This window comes from Rhodoplanes sp. SY1, from assembly GCF_046000175.1.
In the GTDB taxonomy this organism is placed as follows: domain Bacteria; phylum Pseudomonadota; class Alphaproteobacteria; order Rhizobiales; family Xanthobacteraceae; genus Rhodoplanes.
In genome coordinates, this window is the sequence record NZ_JBEOMB010000016.1 from 24,758 (window position 1) to 43,845 (window position 19,088).

Annotated in this window: 20 protein-coding genes; 7 read left to right on the forward strand and 13 right to left on the reverse strand. The window is 71.5% G+C overall.

The features are described from left to right. Nucleotides 1-239: 239 nt before the first annotated feature. The 9 genes from leuC to ABTU92_RS06025 all read right to left on the reverse strand — a co-directional run bounded on the left by leuC (nucleotide 240) and on the right by ABTU92_RS06025 (nucleotide 8,343). The gene (leuC, locus tag ABTU92_RS05985) at nucleotides 240-1,643 is read right to left on the reverse strand and encodes a 3-isopropylmalate dehydratase large subunit (RefSeq protein ID WP_408088622.1); all 1,404 of its coding nucleotides are present in this window, start codon (nucleotides 1,641-1,643) and stop codon (nucleotides 240-242) included. A gap of 509 nt (nucleotides 1,644-2,152) precedes the next feature. Further along, on the reverse strand, nucleotides 2,153-2,548 hold the full coding sequence (locus tag ABTU92_RS05990; RefSeq protein ID WP_408088735.1) for a SecDF P1 head subdomain-containing protein: 396 nt from the start codon (nucleotides 2,546-2,548) through the stop codon (nucleotides 2,153-2,155). 95 nt (nucleotides 2,549-2,643) lie between these two features. After that, the gene (gene rplS / locus ABTU92_RS05995) at nucleotides 2,644-3,039 is read right to left on the reverse strand and encodes a 50S ribosomal protein L19 (protein ID WP_111359595.1); all 396 of its coding nucleotides are present in this window, start codon (nucleotides 3,037-3,039) and stop codon (nucleotides 2,644-2,646) included. Between the two features lie 97 nt (nucleotides 3,040-3,136). After that, nucleotides 3,137-3,880: a tRNA (guanosine(37)-N1)-methyltransferase TrmD gene (trmD, locus tag ABTU92_RS06000; protein ID WP_408088624.1), complete on the reverse strand. Its 744-nt coding sequence runs from the start codon at nucleotides 3,878-3,880 to the stop codon at nucleotides 3,137-3,139. 120 nt (nucleotides 3,881-4,000) lie between these two features. Further along, nucleotides 4,001-4,546 (reverse strand): ribosome maturation factor RimM, encoded by a 546-nt coding sequence (gene rimM / locus ABTU92_RS06005; protein WP_408088626.1) that lies wholly within the window; start codon nucleotides 4,544-4,546, stop codon nucleotides 4,001-4,003. Nucleotide 4,547: 1 nt separating this feature from the next. Beyond that, nucleotides 4,548-5,258, reverse strand: coding sequence for an SIMPL domain-containing protein (locus tag ABTU92_RS06010; RefSeq protein ID WP_408088628.1), 711 nt, complete (start codon nucleotides 5,256-5,258; stop codon nucleotides 4,548-4,550). A 227-nt stretch (nucleotides 5,259-5,485) separates the two neighbouring features. Beyond that, nucleotides 5,486-5,824 (reverse strand): 30S ribosomal protein S16, encoded by a 339-nt coding sequence (gene rpsP / locus ABTU92_RS06015; protein WP_111360319.1) that lies wholly within the window; start codon nucleotides 5,822-5,824, stop codon nucleotides 5,486-5,488. Between the two features lie 229 nt (nucleotides 5,825-6,053). Continuing rightward, the gene (ffh, locus tag ABTU92_RS06020) at nucleotides 6,054-7,709 is read right to left on the reverse strand and encodes a signal recognition particle protein (protein ID WP_408088631.1); all 1,656 of its coding nucleotides are present in this window, start codon (nucleotides 7,707-7,709) and stop codon (nucleotides 6,054-6,056) included. 373 nt (nucleotides 7,710-8,082) lie between these two features. Then, nucleotides 8,083-8,343: a hypothetical protein gene (locus ABTU92_RS06025; protein WP_408088633.1), complete on the reverse strand. Its 261-nt coding sequence runs from the start codon at nucleotides 8,341-8,343 to the stop codon at nucleotides 8,083-8,085. A 202-nt stretch (nucleotides 8,344-8,545) separates the two neighbouring features. On the opposite strand from ABTU92_RS06025, the gene ABTU92_RS06030 reads away from it, so the two are divergent. Beyond that, entirely contained in the window at nucleotides 8,546-9,613 is a 1,068-nt protein-coding gene (locus ABTU92_RS06030; RefSeq protein ID WP_408088635.1) for an MBL fold metallo-hydrolase, read from the forward strand. A 152-nt stretch (nucleotides 9,614-9,765) separates the two neighbouring features. Here the strand turns inward: ABTU92_RS06030 and ABTU92_RS06035 are convergent, their stop codons facing one another. Continuing rightward, on the reverse strand, nucleotides 9,766-10,467 hold the full coding sequence (locus tag ABTU92_RS06035; RefSeq protein WP_408088637.1) for a GyrI-like domain-containing protein: 702 nt from the start codon (nucleotides 10,465-10,467) through the stop codon (nucleotides 9,766-9,768). A 197-nt stretch (nucleotides 10,468-10,664) separates the two neighbouring features. On the opposite strand from ABTU92_RS06035, the gene dapF reads away from it, so the two are divergent. From dapF to ABTU92_RS06060, 5 genes are read left to right on the forward strand one after another with little or no spacing between them, the layout of a single operon-like run. Then, nucleotides 10,665-11,588 (forward strand): diaminopimelate epimerase, encoded by a 924-nt coding sequence (dapF, locus tag ABTU92_RS06040; protein ID WP_408088639.1) that lies wholly within the window; start codon nucleotides 10,665-10,667, stop codon nucleotides 11,586-11,588. Continuing rightward, complete coding sequence (gene mtaB, locus ABTU92_RS06045) at nucleotides 11,585-12,847, forward strand: tRNA (N(6)-L-threonylcarbamoyladenosine(37)-C(2))-methylthiotransferase MtaB (protein WP_408088641.1); 1,263 nt, start codon at nucleotides 11,585-11,587, stop codon at nucleotides 12,845-12,847. The genes dapF and mtaB overlap by 4 nt, the downstream gene beginning before the upstream one ends. Before the next feature lie 10 nt (nucleotides 12,848-12,857). After that, entirely contained in the window at nucleotides 12,858-13,244 is a 387-nt protein-coding gene (locus ABTU92_RS06050) for a lysozyme inhibitor LprI family protein (RefSeq protein WP_408088643.1), read from the forward strand. 20 nt (nucleotides 13,245-13,264) lie between these two features. After that, on the forward strand, nucleotides 13,265-13,897 hold the full coding sequence (locus tag ABTU92_RS06055) for a pyridoxamine 5'-phosphate oxidase family protein (protein WP_408088645.1): 633 nt from the start codon (nucleotides 13,265-13,267) through the stop codon (nucleotides 13,895-13,897). A gap of 15 nt (nucleotides 13,898-13,912) precedes the next feature. Further along, nucleotides 13,913-14,332, forward strand: coding sequence for a MaoC family dehydratase (locus ABTU92_RS06060; RefSeq protein WP_408088647.1), 420 nt, complete (start codon nucleotides 13,913-13,915; stop codon nucleotides 14,330-14,332). A gap of 228 nt (nucleotides 14,333-14,560) precedes the next feature. Here ABTU92_RS06060 and ABTU92_RS06065 read toward each other — a convergent pair whose 3' ends face one another. Together ABTU92_RS06065 and ABTU92_RS06070 are read right to left on the reverse strand one after the other, a co-directional pair. After that, complete coding sequence (locus ABTU92_RS06065) at nucleotides 14,561-15,175, reverse strand: HdeD family acid-resistance protein (RefSeq protein WP_408088649.1); 615 nt, start codon at nucleotides 15,173-15,175, stop codon at nucleotides 14,561-14,563. A 146-nt stretch (nucleotides 15,176-15,321) separates the two neighbouring features. After that, nucleotides 15,322-17,913, reverse strand: coding sequence for an EAL domain-containing protein (locus ABTU92_RS06070; RefSeq protein WP_408088650.1), 2,592 nt, complete (start codon nucleotides 17,911-17,913; stop codon nucleotides 15,322-15,324). Nucleotides 17,914-18,119: 206 nt separating this feature from the next. On the opposite strand from ABTU92_RS06070, the gene ABTU92_RS06075 reads away from it, so the two are divergent. Continuing rightward, complete coding sequence (locus ABTU92_RS06075) at nucleotides 18,120-18,605, forward strand: hypothetical protein (protein ID WP_408088652.1); 486 nt, start codon at nucleotides 18,120-18,122, stop codon at nucleotides 18,603-18,605. Nucleotides 18,606-18,706: 101 nt separating this feature from the next. Here ABTU92_RS06075 and ABTU92_RS06080 read toward each other — a convergent pair whose 3' ends face one another. Beyond that, the gene (locus ABTU92_RS06080; protein ID WP_408088654.1) at nucleotides 18,707-19,057 is read right to left on the reverse strand and encodes a hypothetical protein; all 351 of its coding nucleotides are present in this window, start codon (nucleotides 19,055-19,057) and stop codon (nucleotides 18,707-18,709) included. Nucleotides 19,058-19,088 lie beyond the last annotated feature (31 nt).

A 19,088-nucleotide genomic window follows, 5' to 3' on the forward strand; every position in this document is an offset into this window, starting at 1 on the left:
GAACCCCGTCAAGGTGGCGCGACGCAGCATACCGCCAGCATGCACCAGATGCCGCCAGCCGAGGTTCGGGACGCTCGGACGCGCCGGCCGACGCCGCGCCGTCCGCTGATTCGGCGAGCCCGCACGCTCCGAAACGAAACGGGGCGCCACGGTCGGGCGCCCCGTCGTCTCGTTGCGTGATCGCGTGCGCGATCTCGCCGCCTGGCCGTTTCGAGGTCCGGCCGCTGCGGCCGTCGTGGTCAGCGCACGTCGCGCACGTCGACGAAGCGGCCGGCCAGCGCGGCGGCGGCCGCCATGATCGGCGACACCAGATGGGTGCGGCCCTTGTAGCCCTGGCGGCCCTCGAAGTTGCGGTTCGAGGTCGAGGCGCAGCGCTCGCCCGGCGCCAGCTTGTCCGGGTTCATGGCGAGGCACATCGAGCAGCCCGGCTCGCGCCACTCGAAGCCGGCGGTCGTGAAGATTTTGTCGAGGCCTTCGGCCTCGGCCTGCTCCTTCACGAGGCCCGAACCCGGCACCACCATGGCCTTGACGGCGGCGTTGACGGTCTTGCCCTGCACCAGCGCGGCGGCGGCCCGCAGGTCCTCGATGCGCGAGTTGGTGCAGGAGCCGATGAACACCCGGTCGATGGCGATGTCGGTGAGCTTCTCGCCGCCGGAGAGGCCCATGTAGCGCAGCGCGGCTTCCGCCGCGGCGCGCTTGCGCTCGTCGGCGATCTCGGCCGGCACCGGCACGCGGCCGGTGATCGCCACCACCTGCTCGGGGCTGGTGCCCCAGGTGACGAGCGGCGGCAGGTTGGCGGCGTCGAGCCTCACGATCGCGTCGAAATGCGCGCCGTCGTCGGAGCGCAGCGTCTCCCAATAGCGCAGCGCCTGGTCCCAGGCGGCGCCCTTCGGGGCCTTCGGGCGGTCCTTGAGCCAAGCGTAGGTCTTCTCGTCGGGGGCGACCATGCCGGCGCGGGCACCGCCCTCGATCGACATGTTGCAGATGGTCATGCGGCCCTCGACCGAGATGTCGCGGATCGCCTCGCCCGCATACTCGATCGTGTAGCCGGTGCCGCCGGCCGTGCCGATCTCGCCGATCACGGCGAGGATGATGTCCTTCGCGGTGACGCCGGCCGGCAGACGGTTGTCCACCTGCACCAGCATGTTCTTCGACTTCTTCTGGATCAGCGTCTGGGTGGCGAGCACGTGCTCGACCTCCGAGGTGCCGATGCCGTAGGCGAGCGCCCCGAAGGCGCCGTGCGTCGCGGTATGACTGTCACCGCACACGATGGTCGTGCCGGGAAGGGTGAAACCCTGCTCCGGGCCGATGACGTGGACGATGCCCTGCCGCTTGTCGAACTCGTTGTAGTATTCGAGGCCGAAATGCGCGGCGTTGTCGGCCAGCGCGGCGATCTGGGCGGCGCTCTCCGGATCCTCGTTGGGCTTGGAGCGGTCGGTGGTCGGGACGTTGTGGTCGACGACGCACAGCGTCTTCTCGGGCGCCCGCACCTTGCGGCCGGCCATGCGAAGACCCTCGAAGGCCTGCGGGCTCGTCACCTCGTGGACGAGATGGCGGTCGATGTAGATCAGGCAGGTGCCGTCGGGCTGCTCGTCGACGACGTGGTCGTCCCAGATCTTGTCGTACAGAGTGCGCGGCTTCATCGGAGCGTCTCGCGGTTCTTATGTCAGGTGGAAAATCAGAAGTGCGGTAGACGGCAGGATCGCGGCGCGGCCGCGCTCAGGCGCGGCGGGCCGCCGGTCCCGAAAGGCCGGCCAGCACGGCCGCGGTCAGCCGGCCGAAGAACCGCCAGGGCAGCCGGGCGTGGTCGTCGAGGACGACGCGCGCCACCGGGACACGCGCGATCAGGGCACACGCCGCCCGCGCCGGCCGCGAGGCAGGCCCGTCCGCTCGGAGATCAGCGCGGGGCGAAAACATGCGTGGTCTGTAGCAAATCCAAACTGGCGCCACAACGAATGTCGGGGTCGCAGCTCGGGGGCGCAAGGGCGGGCTGGTCGGCGCGTGTTCAGCCGTAGCGGCGAGTCGAATGAGGGGGCGTATCGGTGGGCGCTCGGACTCGCGGCGACGCGCCCTCACCCGGATTTCGCGCCTGCGGCGCGCAATCCGACCTCTCCCCGCGCGCGGGGAGAGGTTCAGAGACCGTGCTCCGGCGTCACTCCACCGCTTCGACCTCGAGGCGGGCGCCTTCGGTGGCGAGGCGGCGGGCGAGCACACGGCCGGCCTCGACGGTCGGCACCGGGATCTGGCCGACGCCGCCGTTGACGGGCTCCTGGATCACCGGGCGCAGCCAGGTCTTGCCGTCGACCCGGATGTCGATCCGGCGTCCGACATGCGCCGCCGTGAACCGTGCGAAAACCTCGCGGCCCGCCGTAGTGAGGATGAAGTTGACGACCGCCTGGCCGCTGCGCTGATCGGTGCCGGAGATCGCCTGCGACACCTCGAGCCACACCGGCTCGGCCGCGACCGGCGCCGCCAGCGGCCCCGCGGCCGCGAGCGCGACCGTCACGACACAGGCGAAGCGTCGCATGCCACCGGCGAAGGGGCCCACCAAGGTGCGGCTCCGACGCAAAGGGCCGGACGAGCCGGCCCTGCGTGTCTTCGGCGATGCCATGCGGTGCGTACGGCGCGGCGTCTGCGATCCGCTTACTCGGCGGCCGTCGCCGCCTCGCGCTCGCCCGGGCGATCCTGCCGCTCGGTGATGCGGGCCGACTTGCCGCGCCGCGAGCGCAGGTAATACAGCTTCGCGCGCCGCACCTTGCCGCGCCGCACCACCTTGATCGAGTCGATCAGCGGCGAGTACAGCGGGAAGACGCGCTCGACGCCCTCGCCGTAGGAGATCTTGCGGACCGTGAAGCTCTCGTGAAGGCCGGCGCCGGAGCGGCCGATGCAGACGCCCTCGTAGGCCTGGACGCGCGAGCGGTCGCCCTCGACCACCTTGACGTTGACGGTCAGGGTGTCGCCCGGGCCGAAATCCGGAATGTCCTTGCCGGCGGACAGCTTGGCGATCTGCTCTTTCTCGAGCTCTTGAATGATGTTCATGGGAGGTCTCCAGCGCTGCGTCTGGCGCAAGCGCGCCGGTTCTGTCGGTCGGTATGCTTCGGGTTGGCGGTGCCTATACGCCATGTCGTCGGCTTTGTCATCCATCGGTCGCTTTTTTTGGCGGGAGGACCGGGACTTGGGCATCAGCCATTCGGGTGATGTATGTGGCCCACAGATCCGGCCGTCGCTCGCGGGTGAGCCGCTCGGCCTCGGCGCGGCGCCACGCCGCGACGCGGCCGTGGTCGCCCGACACCAGGACGGACGGAATGTCGCGGCCCTCGAAGAGCTGAGGCCGCGTGTAGTGCGGGTATTCGAGGAGGCCGTCCGAAAAGCTCTCCTCGGCGCCCGACGCCTGCTTGCCCATCACGCCGGGCAGGAGCCGGACGCAGGCGTCGATCAGCACCAGGGCGGCGAGCTCGCCGCCCGAGAGAACGTAGTCGCCGATCGACACCTCCTCCAGGTTGCGACCCGCGATGACGCGCTCGTCGACGCCCTCGAAGCGGCCACAGACGATGACGACGCCGGGACCGGCCGCGAGCTCCTGCACCCTCGCCTGGGTCAGCGGTTTTCCGCGCGGGCTCGTGAGGAGGCGGGGCCGCGCATCGTGCTCGGGCGCGATCGCGTCGATCGCCCGCGCGAGCACGTCGGCGCGCAGGACCATGCCGGGACCGCCGCCGGCCGGCGTGTCGTCGACGCTGCGATGGCGGTCGGTGGCGAAGTCGCGCAGATCGGTGGCGGCCAGATCCCACAGGCCGTTCGCGCGCGCCTTGCCGGCGAGGCTCGCGCCGAGGGGCCCCGGGAACATCTCCGGAAAGATCGTGATCACGTCGGCGCGCCACATGACGAGCTCGGCTTCCTTTCAGCGTCTTGCTGAGTTTGTTTCCCCTCGTGACGAGGAGCGATCCGTCAGGATCGCGTCTCGTCTCACGAGGCCACGGGTGCCGCTGCCACCCGACGCGGGTCACGCTTCGGGGCCGGGCTCCTCCTCGTCGTCGAACAGCCCGGGCGGCGGATCGACGACGACCCGGCCGCCGGGGATGTCGACGACCGGCACGACGGCCTTGGAGAACGGCACCAGCAGCGTCTCGCCGCGCCTCGGTGCGATCTCCAGAATGTCGCCGGCGCCGAAGTTCTGCACCGCGATCACGGTGCCCATCTCGGCGCCCGCCGTGTCGACGGCCGAAAGCCCGATCAGGTCGGCGTGATAGAACTCGTCCTCGCCGGCCGGCGCGAGCTTTTCACGCGGCACGTAGAGGTCGATGTTGCGCAGCGCCTCCGCGGCGTCGCGGTCGGCGACGCCCTTCAGCCGCGCCACGAAGCAGTCCTTGGCGGGCCGCAGCGACGCGATCTCGAACACCCGCCCGTCGGCCGCCGTCAGCGGCCCGTAGGCCGCGACCGCCGACGGGTCGCCCGTGAACGACCACAGCCGCACCTCGCCGCGCACGCCGTGCGGCGCCCCGATGCGGGCGACGCAGACGCGATCGCCGGGTGCCGGACGAGGCGGCATCTCAACGCGGGCCGATCCGCCACGTCACCGTGGCGGAGGCATCGAAGGTCAGCGTCGCCGGCGGCGTGATCTGCATCGACCGCGCCGACGCCATCTCGGCGCGCAGCGCGCCCGGCTCGCCGCCCTCCACGATGGCGACGACCCCGACGAGCCGCATGCCGGCCGCCGCCGCGAACACCTCGGCCTTGGCCTGCGCATCGGCGATCGCCTTGCGGCGCGCCTCGTCGAGGCCCGCATGGGCGTCCTCGGCCCGGTAGCCGATCGGCCCGACCTCGAAGAGGCCGGACGACGCGATGCGGCCGACCAGCGTGTTGACGCGATCGACCGGCTTGAGCTCGAGCTCGAACGCCGTGACGGCGCGGTAGCCCGGCTGCTCCTGCTTCGGCCGCACGACGTCGCGGGCGAGGCGGAAGTCGGACCGCTTCACCGTCACGCCGTCGGACGCGAGCTTCTGCAGCGTCTCGGCGGCGCGGGCGGCGCGGGCCTCGTGAGCGGCCGTCGCCTTGTCGAGCGAGTCGCCGGGGGTCGCGACCTCGACCGTGAGAGCGGCGAAGCTCGGCTTCGCCGTGTGCTGGCCCTGGCCCTGCACCGTGACGGTCGGCTCGGAACCGCCGCGCCGCTCCTGGGCGACGGCGGGCGAGACGGCGGCGACGGCGAACGCGGCGGCGCAGACGAGCCCCGCCACCACGCTGCGATGCGAACCTTTGCGCATCTGAGTTCCCCCGGTCGGCCCTCGACGGGCCCGTGCGACGCGGACTGATACGAGATCCGGCTGATCAGTTCGAGGTCATTCCGGGGCGGCGCACTGCGCCGAACCCGGAATCCAGCCCAGACCTGGAGTTTCCCGCTGGATTCCGGGTTCGCGGCTTCGCCGCGCCCCGGAATGACTATGCCCTGATCGACCGGCCGTGCTCTGACGCGCCGGGTGCGGCGCGCCGCTTACTTGCCGGCCTTGGCCTTGGCCTCGGCCATCGCCTTGCGCTCCTTGCGCGGGATCGCCTTCTCGGGATTGTTGCGCGGCTCGCGCTTCTGGATTCCGGCCTCGTCGAGGAAGCGCAGGATGCGGTCCGACGGCGTCGCGCCCTTGGCGAGCCAGTCCTTCGCCTTGTCGAGGTCGAACTTCAGACGGTCGGCCTGGTCCTTCGGCAGCAGCGGGTTGAAGTAGCCGATGCGCTCGATGAAGCGGCCGTCACGCGGCGAGCGTGAGTCGGCGACGACGATGTGATAGAACGGGCGCTTCTTGGTGCCGGCACGGGCCATCCGGATTCGCAGAGACATTCTCGTAGTCCTTCTCTTCTCGTCTGTTCTCAGCGCCCGGTCGGTCCGATGCGCCAGGGGTGAAGTTGCACGTGCGTCGCGGCGACACCGGCCTCTCTCCACCCTCGTCCTGAGGAGGCTGCGAAGCAGCCGTCTCGAAGGGCGGGGGTGGCCACATGGTTCGAGACGCGCTCCTGCGGAGCGCTCCTCACCATGAGGCGTCGAGAATCGGACGGTGAAGTAACGGTCCTCACTTCTTCTTCCCGAAGCCCGGGAAATTCTGCATCTTGCCGCCGAGCCCCGGCAGGCCGGTGAAGCGCGGCATGCCGCCGGGAAGACCCGGCAGCGGTGGCTTCGCGGCCGGCGCGTCCTTGCCGGCCTCCGGCTTGGCGTCGCCCTTCGCAGGCGCCACCTCCGGAATGCCGGGCGGCACGCCGGGCAGCCCGGGGGGCGCGCCCGGGAAACCCGGCAGGCCGGGCGGCGCCCCGCCCGGCATGTTGCCGAGCACGCCGGGCATCCGGTCGGCGAGCTTCTCGAGATCGGCCGGGCTCGGCATGCCGCCGCCGAAGCCGAGCGCATTGGCGAGCCCGGCCAGCGGTCCGCGCTTGCCCGAGCCCATCTGCTTCATCATGTCGGCCATCTGCCGGTGCATCTTGAGGAGCCGGTTGATCTCCTCGACCTTGGTGCCGGAGCCGGCCGCGATGCGCTTCTTGCGGCTGGCCTTGAGGAGATCCGGGGTGCGGCGCTCCTTCGGCGTCATCGACTGGATGATGGCGATCTGATGCTTGACGATGGTGTCGTCGATGTTGGCGGCGGCGATCTGGTTCTTCATGCGGGCGATGCCGGGCAGCATGCTCATCATGCCGCCGAGGCCGCCCATCTTGAGCATCTGCTCGAGCTGCTCGCGCAGGTCGTTGAGATCGAACTGGCCCTTGCGCATCCGCTCGGCGGTGCGCCGCGCCTTCTCGGCGTCGATCGTCGCGGCGGCCTTCTCGACCAGCGAGACGATGTCGCCCATGCCGAGGATGCGGTCGGCGATCCGGCTCGGATGGAAGTCTTCCAGCGCGTCGAGCTTCTCGCCGACGCCGATCAGCTTGATCGGCTTGCCGGTGACGGCCCGCATCGACAGCGCGGCGCCGCCGCGGCCGTCGCCGTCCACGCGGGTCAGCACGATGCCGGTGAGGCCGACCCGCTCGTCGAACGCGCGGGCGAGATTGACGGCGTCCTGGCCGGTGAGCGCGTCGGCGACCAGCAGCACCTCGTGCGGGGTCGCCGCCTGCTTCACCTCGGCGACCTCGATCATCATGGCTTCGTCGAGGGTGGTGCGGCCGGCGGTGTCGAGGATGACCACGTCGTAGCCGCCGAGCCGGCCCGCATCGAGCGCCCGGCGGGCGATCTGCACCGGCGTCTGGCCGGCGACGATGGGCAGCGTGTCGACGCCGACCTGGGTGCCCAACACCGCGAGCTGCTCCTGGGCGGCCGGCCGACGGGTGTCGAGCGAGGCCATCAGGACCTTGCGCTTCATCGTGTCGGTCAGGCGCCGGGCGATCTTGGCCGAGGTGGTCGTCTTGCCCGAGCCCTGCAGGCCGACCATCATGATCGGCACCGGCGCGGGCGCGTTCAGGTCGATCGGATCGGCCGTCGCCCCGAGCGTCTCGATGAGCTGGTCGTGGACGATCTTCACGACCATCTGGCCGGGCGTCACCGACTTGATCACCTCGACCCCGACGGCGCGCTCCTTCAGCTTCTCGATGAAGCCGCGCACCACGTCGAGGGCGACGTCCGCCTCGAGCAGGGCGCGGCGGACTTCTCGCGCAGCCGCGTCGACGTCGGACGCAGTCAGCGCGCCACGCCGGGTCAGCCGGTCGAGGATGCCGGAGAGCTTGTCGGAAAGACCGTCGAACATGCGTCCGTCCGTCCCGTTGGACCTCCCCCGCGGAGAGGCAAGACCCAAACACGTGTGGCGCCCGAGGGCGCATCGCGCTGTCGGGCGTTGGCCTCCGGCCTCGCGGGACCGGTCGGTTGATGTCGTTCTCGGCAGATGTCGAGAGCGCGGGACACTACTCCGCGGGGCGAAGCGAAGTCAAATCGACCGCAGACGTCCGACGGCGTTCCACTTTTCGCCCTCGAGCACGGCCCGTGTCCCGGACAAGGCGCGCCGGGCCGCAGGCGCGGCGCGCCGCAGAGCCGGGACCCAGGGGCCTCTCGGCGGGAGCTTTGCCGCGTCACCCTGGGTCCCGGCTCGCGCTACGCGCGTCCGGGACACGGATTCCGTGCCCCTACTCCATGGTCGACCCGGCCTCGCCGAGCGGCGAGCCGCGCAGCGGACGGGCGCCGACCCGCTCCAGGATCGAGATCACCTGGCCGATGGTGCCGAGCGGCACGTCGCGGCCCTCGTGCGACCGGAACTCGCGCGCCACGAAGGCGCAGGCCGCGGCGAGATCGGCCTCGCTCGCCCCGGTGGCGATGATCTCGGCGACGATCGCGTCGTCGACCGGATGAACCGCCGACACCACCTGGTCGCGCGTCAACTCGGACATTTGGTACCTCCCGGATGCGCGCATGATCCCGAAAAGTGGAACCCGGTTTTCGGACAAGATCATGCGAACCAAAGCGACGCGGCAGGCTGCCGCGCCTTGTCCCGACCGGTGGACCGCCTAAGTACCGTCAGCCGCTCCGCCGCCCGGTCCCAGGGGCCGGCGAGCAGTATCGCGGTGGCCCCGTATAGAGAGAGATAGGAACGTGCCGTCCACCCGTCGAGGCCTGCTGTTCGGATCGACCGGCTTGGTGGCCGCGGCCGCCGCCGTCCTGTTCGGGGCGCGCGCCCGCGCCGCCCGCTTCTACGAAGGCCCGGTCTCCGACCATTTCGACGGCACGGTGTTCCGCGACCCGCACGGGGCGGCGCCGAAGAGCGTCACCGACCTGGTGCGCTGGTGGGGGTCGCGCGGCGGCTCGGCCGACTGGCCCGACTGGGCGCCGAGCCCGCATGTCGACACGCCGCCGGCCCGGGTGACCGGGCCGCGCCTGCGCATCGGCTATGTCGGCCATGCGAGCTTCCTGCTGCAGACCGGCGGCCACAACATCCTGATCGACCCGGTGTGGTCGGAGCGCGCCTCGCCGGTCGGCTTCGCCGGGCCGAAGCGCGTCAACGATCCCGGCATCCCGTTCGAGAACCTGCCGAAAATCGATACCGTGCTGGTCTCCCACGGCCATTACGACCATCTCGACGCCGACACCCTGTCGCGGCTCGCGGCCGACCACCGGCCGCGCATCGTCACCCCGCTCGGCAACGACGCCGTGATGGCCGACCACGACCCGGCGATCGTCGCCGAGGCCTACGACTGGCACGACCGGATCGAGCTGTCGCCCGACGTGGCGGTGACGCTGGTGCCGCTGCGGCACTGGTCGGCGCGCGGCCTCCTCGACCGCAACAAGACCCTGTGGGCCGGCTTCGTCATCGACACGCCGGCGGGCCGCCTCTACCACGTCAGCGATTCCGGCTATGGCGACGGCTTCCGGTTCCGCGAGGCGCGCGACCGCTACGGGCCGTTCCGGCTCGCCATCCTGCCGATCGGCGCCTACGAGCCGCGCTGGTTCATGCGCGACCAGCACATGAACCCGGACGAGGCCGTTCAGGCGCTGGCCGACTGCGGCGCCGAGCTGGCGCTCGCCCACCACCACGGCACCTTCAAGCTGACCGACGAGGCGATCGACGCCCCGGTGAAGGATCTGCGCGCCGCCTGCGCGGCGGCGGAGATTCCGGACGAGCGGTTCAGGGTGCTGGCGCCCGGCGAGGCGTGGGAGCTTTAGGGACGACGCACCCCGGCTCCCTCCTGCCCTCATGGTGAGGAGGGGACCGTAGGTCCGCGTCTCGAACCATGCGGCCTCCGAACCACGCGGACTGAGGGGGCCACGTCCTTCGAGACGCCCGCTTCGCGGGCGCCTCAGGACGAGGACGAAGGTCACCGCAGCGGCACGAAGACCTCGATCACCAGCTTGTCCTCGGGGGTCGTCAGCGGGTCGGTGACGTAGACCTCGACGAACTGGTCCTGGGCGTCGAGGTTCTTGTCGTCGAGCTGGTTGGTGATCGCCTCGTAGGTCGCGTCCATCGAGTCGTAGGAGCCGCGGTGGACGTATTTCAGCGCCTTGCCGGCCGGGGTCTGGCCGACCGCGAGGTCGCCGGTCGGCGCCGGGCTCGGCGCCTGCGCCACCGGATAGCCGGCCCGGAACGTGAAGCCGTTGTCGTCGGTCGAGGTGTAGATGGTCGTGGCCGGGCCGGATGGCGTCAGGTTCTGCTTCTGCAGATAGGCCGAGACGGTCTTGAGCGCGTCCTGGATCGCCTCGAAGGCGCGGTCCCAGCTCGCTTTGCCGCTGACCTGGACGATCGTCCGGGCCTGCATCGTGACGTCCTCGCCGAACACCTCGCCAGCCTGGCCGGCGGCGGGCGGGGTGCCGGGCGCCGCCTGAGCCGGCGCCGCAGGCGCTTGCGTCGACGGGGCCGACGTGGAGGGGGCTGGTGCGGTCGGAGCCGGTACGGCCGGCGGGCTCGCGGCCGGCGGGCTCGCGGGCGTGCCGCCCTGCCCCTGCGCAACGCCGAGGCTGGATTGCCACAGCACGGCCGCCGCGATCGCGGCGAGGGTCGCGACGAAACGGCGAGGTCGCATCGAATGCTCCTGTCGATCCTGCGTTCCGAAACGGATAGAGCACGGGCCGGATGAACGGAAGCCCAACGCTGTGGCCGGCCGCCGGGTCCCGCCGCGCCCCCCGCGAAGAAGCCCGCCGCTGGTCAAGGCATGCGAAAATCCCATATAAGGCGCCGGACCGAGACCAACCGACAGCTCCCCCGACATCCGACCTCCCGATGAGCGCGCTCGCCGACCACCCCTATGTGAAGATGAACGGCCTCGGCAACGAGATCGTCGTCGTCGACCTGCGCGACCGGCCGGAGACGCTCACGGCCGCCGAGGCGCGCGCCGCGGCGAGCCCCGAGGGGGCGCCGTTCGACCAGCTCATGGTGCTCTATCCGGCCCGCACGCCCGGCACCGACGCGTTCGTGCGCATCTACAACACCGACGGCTCGGAGGCCGGCGCCTGCGGCAACGGCATGCGCTGCGTCGCCGACATCGTGTTCGCCGACACCGGCAAGACGACGCTGACCTTCGAGACGCGGGCCGGGATCATCAACGCCTGGAAGGGCGAGGCGCCGCTGGTCTCCACGGTCGACATGGGCGCCCCGAAGTTCGGCTGGCGCGACATCCCGCTCGCCGAGGAGTTCCGCGACACCCGCGCGATCGAGCTGCAGATCGGGCCGATCGACGCGCCGATCCTGCACTCGCCCTCGGTCGCCAGCATGGGCAACCCGCACGCGGTGTTCTGGGTCGACGACCCGTGGGCCTACGATCTCGGCAAGATCGGCCCGCTGCTGGAGAACCATCCGATCTTCCCGGACCGCGCCAACATCACGCTCGCCGCCGTGACCGGCCCGGACCATCTGACGATGCGCACCTGGGAGCGCGGCGCCGGCCTCACCAAGGCCTGCGGCTCGGCCGCCTGCGCCACGGCCGTCTCGGCGGCCCGCACCGGTCGCACCGGGCGGCGCGTGCGCGTCACCCTGCCGGGCGGCGACCTGATCATCGACTGGCGCGAGCGCGACGACCACGTGCTGATGACCGGCCCGGTCGCGTACGAGCGGCACGGCCGCTTCGACCCGGCCCTGTTCGCCAAGGACGTGACCGGTATCGCGACCACTGGCGCCGCGACGGCCGGCGGAGCGGCCGGGCGATGAGCGTCGACGTCGTCACGTTCGGCTGCCGGCTCAACGCCTTCGAGTCGGAGGCGATCCGCCGCCGCGCCGAGGCGGCCGGGCTGTCGGACACCGTGGTGGTGAACAGCTGCGCCGTGACGGGCGAAGCCGTTCGCCAGACCCGTCAGGCCATCAGAAAACTCAAGCGCGAGAACCCGGACGCCCGCGTCGTCGTCACCGGCTGCGCGGCCCAGACCGAGACGGCGACCTTCGTCGCCATGCCCGAGGTCGACCGCGTCCTCGGCAACACCGAGAAGCTGTCGGACGACGCCTGGGCGCAGACCCGCGCGGTCTTCGCGGGCGGCGCCGTCGATACGGCCGACATGGCCGCCGTCGACGACATCATGGCGGTAAGCAGCGGTGCGGCGCCGGCGATCGACGGCATCGAGGGGCGCGCCCGCGGCTTCGTCCAGGTGCAGAACGGCTGCGACCACCGTTGCACCTTCTGCATCATCCCGTTCGGCCGCGGCAATTCGCGCTCGGTCGCGACCGAGGACGTGATCGCCCAGGTGCGCCGCCTCGCCCTCAACGGCCACGCCGAAGTGGTGCTGACCGGCGTCGACATCACCAGCTACGGGGCCGACCTGCCCGAGCGTCCGCGGCTCGGCACGCTGGTGCGCCGCGTGCTCGCCGCCGTGCCGGAGCTGCCGCGCCTGCGCCTCTCCTCGATCGACTCGGTCGAGGCCGACGACGACCTGATGATCGCACTCGCCGAGGAGAAGCGGCTGATGCCGCATCTGCATCTGTCGCTGCAGGCCGGCGACGACATGATCCTCAAGCGCATGAAGCGCCGGCATGCGCGGCAGCACGCCATCGACTTCTGCGCCGACGTGCGGCGGCTGCGGCCCGACGTCGTGTTCGGCGCCGACATCATCGCCGGCTTTCCGACCGAGACCGAGGCGATGTTCGAGAACTCGCTCGATCTCGTCGACGCCTGCGGCCTCACCTATCTGCACGTCTTCCCGTTCTCGGCCAGGCCCGGCACGCCGGCCGCCCGCATGCCGCCGGTCGACGGCCGCGTCGTGAAGGAGCGCGCCATGCGGCTGCGCCAGAAGGGCGACGCGCTTCTTCTCCAGCATCTGCAAAACGAGATCGGCCAGCGGCGGGCCGTGCTGATCGAGACCGGCACGACGGGCCGCACCGAGCAGTTCACGCCGGTCAAAATCTCGGGCGGCGCGCCGGGACGCATTGTCGACGTGATCGTCACGGGCCACGATGGGCGGCGGCTTCTCGCCGCCTGAGGAGGCTCCGTTGAAGGCTCGTTTGCTCGCACCTCGCTTGCTCGCACCTCGTTTGCTCGTATTGGGCATCGTCGCGCTGATCGGCGCGGCGTCGCCCGCCGCTGCGATCGACTATTCGCCGATCGATTGCGCCAAGGCGACGACGCCGGCCGACCGCACGATCTGCAGCAACTACGCGCTCGGCCAGGACGAGGCCCGCATGGCGGCGATCTACGGGGTCGCGACCGGGCTCGTCGCCATGGGCCAGCGCGGCGACATGCAGGACGCGCAGCGCGCCTTCATCAGGACCCGCGAGGCCTGCGGCACCGACATCGGCTGCCTGTCGCGCGTCTACGCGACCCGCATCCGCGAGCTGAACGCGGTGATCGACAGCATCGCCTCGCGCGGGCCGTTCTGATCGGCCGGAAAGGGAGCACCGTGACCGACACCGCGAGCGCCGACCACACCGTCACCAGCCTCGCGGTGCTCGAGGCGCTCTACGACGCTCCCGGCGAGGCCGCGATCCTCAAGGAGATCGACCACCTCGTCGCGCCCTACCGGGCCCTGATCGAGGCGGCGCCCTTCGTGGTGATCGCGACCGGCGGCACGGGCGGGCTCGACTGCTCGCCGCGCGGCGACCCGGCCGGCTTCGTGCGCATCGCCGACGAGAGGACGCTGCTGATCCCCGACCGGCGCGGCAACAACCGCATCGACACGCTGCGCAACCTGATCGAGGATCCGCGCATCGCGCTCCTGTTCATGATCCCGGGCTACGACGAGACGCTGCGGGTCAACGGCCGCGCCGTCATCTCCACGGATCCGGCGCTGACCGAGAGCTTCCGCCTGGACGGCAAGGCGCCGCGCACCGTGATCGTCGTCACGGTCGAGCGGGTGTATTTCCAGTGCTCGAAGGCGCTGGTGCGCTCGCGCCTGTGGGATCCGGAGCGGCGCGTCGCGCGCGGCACGCTGCCTACCGCCGGCCAGATCCTCGCCGCCTGCTCGCAGGGCCGGATCGCCGCCGCGCCCTTCGACGACGCCTATCCGGCGCGTGTGAACGCCACCCTGTACTGAGTGATCGCTGCCGGCATGCGCGTCGACCCGACCGAGACCTTCTCGACCACCTTCGCGGTCAGCTTCGCCGAGGCGAGCGCCTTCGCCAAGATGGCGGGTGACGCCAACCCGCTGCATCACGATGCCGAGTTCGCGGCCGGCACCCGCTACAAGGTGCCGATCGTGTCGGGGCCGCAGATGGCGGCGCAGCTGATGGGCTTTCTCGCCAGCCACTACGCCGCCAAGGGCGCCGTGATCGGTCACGACATCTCGTTCCGGTTCCACGTCCCGATCCCGGCCGGCGAGACGATCACGCTCGAATGGAGCGTCGACACCGTCACGGAGGCGCCGCACCTCAAGAGCGACGTCGTCGTCCTGCGCGGCCGCATCCTGATGGCGGACGGCAAGGTGGCGACCAGCGCCAAGGCGCGCATCCTGGTCGGCGAGAGCTTTTAGGGACTCGTTCTGTCGAGACCGAGGCTGAACGCCCCGGGACGAGGCCTCGTGTCCCGGGCGCGTCGCGTCGCGACGCGAACCGGGACCCAGGGCGATCAATACGAGGCGCCACCTGTGGCGCCCCTGGGCCCCGGCTCTGCGGCGCATCGGACCTGCGGCCCGATGCGCCTTGTCCGGGGCACGCGACCGTGGCCCACGATCAGCGATTAGAGACGTCGTGCGCCCTGCTCACGCCGTCGCGCCGGCGGCGGTGCGCTTGGCGTTCCAGGCGCGCAGGCGGAACGACCAGGCGATGTAGAGGATGCCGGAGACGATCGCATAGGCGGCGATCATCCACACGACCGCGAGCGCGCCGGCGACCGGCTGGAACAAGAGGATGCCGCCGAACAGCACCGAGACGATGCCGGAGAGGATCAACAGCCACTCGTGCTCGATCTCCTTGCGGAGCTGGATCGCGGCGACGATCTGCATCACCCCGAGCGCGATCGACCATGCGGCGATGAAGATCAGCAGCGCCACGGCGACGACCCCGGGCGCGACGAACGCGATGGCGCCGACCGCGAGGCCGAGCACGCCCGACAGCACCAGCCACCAGCGCGCCGAGGTCGGCCCTTTGCCGGCGATGGCGCCGCCGATCGCCAGAATGCCGTCGGCGAACGCGAAGGCGCCGTAGAACACCACGAGCGTGAGGATCGTCAGGCCGGGCCAGGCGAAGGCCAGCACGCCGAACAGGATGGCGACGACGCCGCGCAGCAGCACGAGCCACCAGCGCGCGGCGAGCACCTGCAGGGTCGGGCACGTCTCCGGCGACGCTCCCGGCGCGGTATCGGGCATGGCTTGCATGACGGTTCTCCTGGCCAGTGGTGACTGCTCAACGCGGCAAGCCCGGAACCGTTCCATGTTACCGCAATCGCGGGCGGTCCGGCCGGTCCGGTCGATCGGGGGCACCGCTGCGGCGGCCCCGCACGACGAAGCGGTGTGGTCGGCGTTCAGCCGATCGCGGTGGCCCGCCCGGGGACGCCGCCGAGCCATTCGGTCGCCGCCTCGGCCGACAGCGGCCGGCCGAGCAGGAAGCCCTGACCGAGATCGCAACCGAGCGCCGCAAGCCGCGCGAACTGCGCCTCGGTCTCGATCCCCTCGGCCACCACCTCGAGATCGAGGCTGTGGGCGAGGTTGACGATGGCGCGGGTGATCGCGGTGTCGCCGGCGTCGGTGCCGATGTCGGTCACGAAGGAGCGATCGATCTTCAGCACGTCGACCGGGAAGCGCCGCAGATGCGCGAGCGACGAGTAGCCGGTGCCGAAATCGTCGAGCGCGATGCGCATGCCCGCGTCGTGCAATCGCGCGAGCGCCGCCGCGATGCGCGGGTCCTCGGCGATGACGACCTGCTCGGTGACCTCGAGGACAATCCGCCGCGGCGCGACCCGCCAGGTCGCCAGCACGGCCAGCATGTCGTCGGCGAAGCCGTCCGCCCGGATCTGGCTGCCCGACATGTTGACCCCGATGGTGCCGGGATCGCGCCCGTGGTCGAGCCAGCCGCGCGCCTGCCGGGCAGCCGTCTCCATGACGAAGCGGGCGATCCAGCCGTGCAGGCCGGCGCCCTCCATGGCGTCGAGGAACTCGCCGGGGCCGAGCAGCCCGCGGCGCGGATGCAGCCAGCGGATCAGCACCTCGAAGCCGGAATGCCCGCGCCCGTCCATCCGGACGACCGGCTGATAGGCGAGGCGGAACTGGTTCTCCGCCATGGCCAGCCGCACCTCGTTGAGCAGCTTCAGCCGGGCGATCGCGCCGTCCATCATGCCGGGATCGAAGAACGACACCGAGCGCCGGCCGGCCGCCTTGGCGCGGTAGAGCGCGACGTCGGCGTTCTTCAGGAGCTCGGCGGCGTCGTCGCCGTCCTGCGGGAAGCGCGTCACCCCGACGCTGGCGCTCGGATGGAGGGTCTCGTCGCGGTGGCGCACCGGCTGGCTCAGCACCTCCAGGAGGCGCCGGGCGCGCCGCTCGATCTCCTGCGGCGCGTCGACGTCGACCAGCACGACGGCGAACTCGTCGCCGCCGAGACGCGCCACGACGTCCTCGTCCCCGGTGGCCTGGAGCAGACGGTGGGCGATCGTCTGCAGCAGGGCGTCACCGGCGTCGTGACCGATCGCGTCGTTGACGTCCTTGAAGTTGTCGAGGTCGAGGACGACGAGGGCGCCGCCACGTCGTGTGCCGTCGCGGCCCGGGGCGAGGTGGCGGGCGAGCTGCTCGTTGAAGGAGCGCCGGTTCAGGAGCCCGGTCAGCGTGTCGCGATAGGCGAGGTCGCGGATCTGGGCCTCGCGGGCCTTCTGCTCGCTCACGTCCTGCACCAGCGCCATCCACTGGCCGGCCGCGCCGTCGAGCGTAAAGGAGCTGATCGAGACCGGCACCCGGGCGCCGCTGCGGTGCAGGCAGAGGCGATGGAACGATCCGGCCGGTCCGGACGGGGCGTCGTCCTCGACCATGTGCAGGCTCGGCGGGGCGACCCGCGACCACGTCAGCCGGCCGGCGTCGACGTCGGCGCGGTCGTGGCCGACGATGCGGAGGAACTCGTCGTTGGCGTCGACGATGCGGTCGCCCTCGCAGGTGATCACGCCGATGACGCCCGACGCCTGCAGGGCGTGCAGCTTGGCGCTCATGGCCCGCATCGCGCTCTCGGACTCGACCATCGCGGTGACGTCGCGCCCGGTGCCGCGATAGCCGACGAACCGGCCGGCCCGGTCGAACATCGGCTTGCCGCTGGTCTCCAGATGGCTGGTGGCGCCGTCGGCCCGCGGCATCGCATAGCGGAACGCCCGGAACGGCCGGTGGGCGTCGAGGTCGGCGAGGTGGCGCGACCACAGCGGGTCGGCGGGATGGCCGCCGGCGAGCTCGCGCCGGGTGCGGCCCAGGAAGGCGCCGCCGGCGACGCCGGCTGGCATCGGGTGGGAGACGTAGACGAAGCGGTGCTCGGCGTCGGTCTCCCACAGCCAGTCGGTGGCGGTCTCGAGCAGGTCCTGCAGGCGTTGCCGCACCAGCGCCCGCCCGCTCTCGACCTTGACGCGGGCGACGAGCTCGCCGGCCAGACGCTGGTTGGCCACGCGCAGCGCGAGCTCGGTCGCCACCATGGCGGCGAGCTCGCGCAGCGCCGCGATCCGCTTGGCGCCGAGCCGGCGCGGCACCCGGTCGATGGCGCACAGCACGCCGACATTGAAGCCTTCGGCGGTGCGGATCGGCGCGCCCGCGTAGAACCGTATGCCGTCCTCGGCCGTCACCAGCGGGTTGTCGTGAAAGCGCGGATCGCGCCGCGCATCCTCGACGATCAACGGCTCGTCGCCCAGGATCGCGTGGGCGCAGAACGCGACCTCGCGCGAGGTCTCGGTCGTGGTCAGGCCGATGCGCGACTTGAACCACTGGCGGTCGCGGTCGACGAAGCTGATCACGGCGACCGGCACGCCGGTCAGCAGCGTCACCAGGCGAGTGATGCGATCGAAGCTCTCCTCCGGCGCGGTGTCGAGCACGGCGCAGCGGCGCAGGGCGGCGAGTCGTTCGGTTTCGTTCGGCGGTATCGCGGCAGGCGACATCGTGGGCGAGCTCTCGACCGGAGACGGCTCAGGCTAGTCCGAGTTGGTGGTCTAGCGGGCCGGCCGTTAAGGGCGCCTGAGGTTCCGTGGGGTGCGAGCGCGCATCTGAGATCGTGGTTAAGGAAGCGTGCCGACGCGGCGCCGTCAGGGCGCGGTCAGCTGCGCGCGTGCAGGCTGCGTGGCGACCATCACGACGGAGACGACCGATGACACGAAGCGGCACGACACGACGGGGCGGCACGACGGCGACGCTCGCGGCAGGGCTCCTGGCGGGCCTCGCCCTGCTGGCGACGACGATGGCGGCGGTCCGGGCCGCGCCGGAGAGCGACGACCCGCGCCTGCTGATCGATCTGCCGGCGGACGTGCGGCAGACCTTCCTGGAGCACATGCGGACCCACATGACGACGCTCGACCAGGTGCTGCAGCTGGTCGGCAGCGGCCGCGTCAAGGAGGCCGGCGCCCTCGCCCGCAAGGAGATGGCGATCGGCCAGGGGCTCGGGATCGGGCGCCACATGCCGGCCGAGTTCCGCGAGATGGGCTTCGCGTTCCACCGCGCCGCCGACGATTTCGCCCGCGTCACCCAGACCGTGGCGGATCCGCCCGACGCCGCCGGCTGGAAATCGCTGATGACCGGCATCGCCGCCATCACGACGCAATGCGCCGGCTGCCACGGCGCCTACCGGGTCCGCTGACGCCGAGGCGGCCGGATGCCCCTTCGTGACGTCGCGCCCCGGGGCGCCGTGACGTCACGCCCGGGGCGGCGGTTCGGCCGCCGTCCCGGACGGGTGTCGGGCTACTTGGTCATGCACTCGGCCATGAAGGTGCGGCGCGGGCCGGCGCGCAGGCCCTTCGCGTCCGCCTCCTTGAAGCAGGCGGCGTGCTTGTCGGGATTCTGCACGCGCCAGCAGCCGGGGGTGTTCTGGCCGGCCGCGCACGGACCGGCGGCCTGCCGCCAGCCGGGACCGCGGCCGTAGCCGGGACCGTAGCCTTGACCATACCCTCGGCCCCAGCCCGGTCCGTACCCCTGACCCTGGCCCCAGCCCGGTCCGTACCCCTGACCCTGGCCCCAGCCCTGCGCATCGGCCGCGAGCGTGCCGGCCGCGAGCAACGCGACCGCGACGACGATCGTGCGAGCCGTTATCATGTCGTCCTCCTGAGTTCCGGTCGGGACAAAG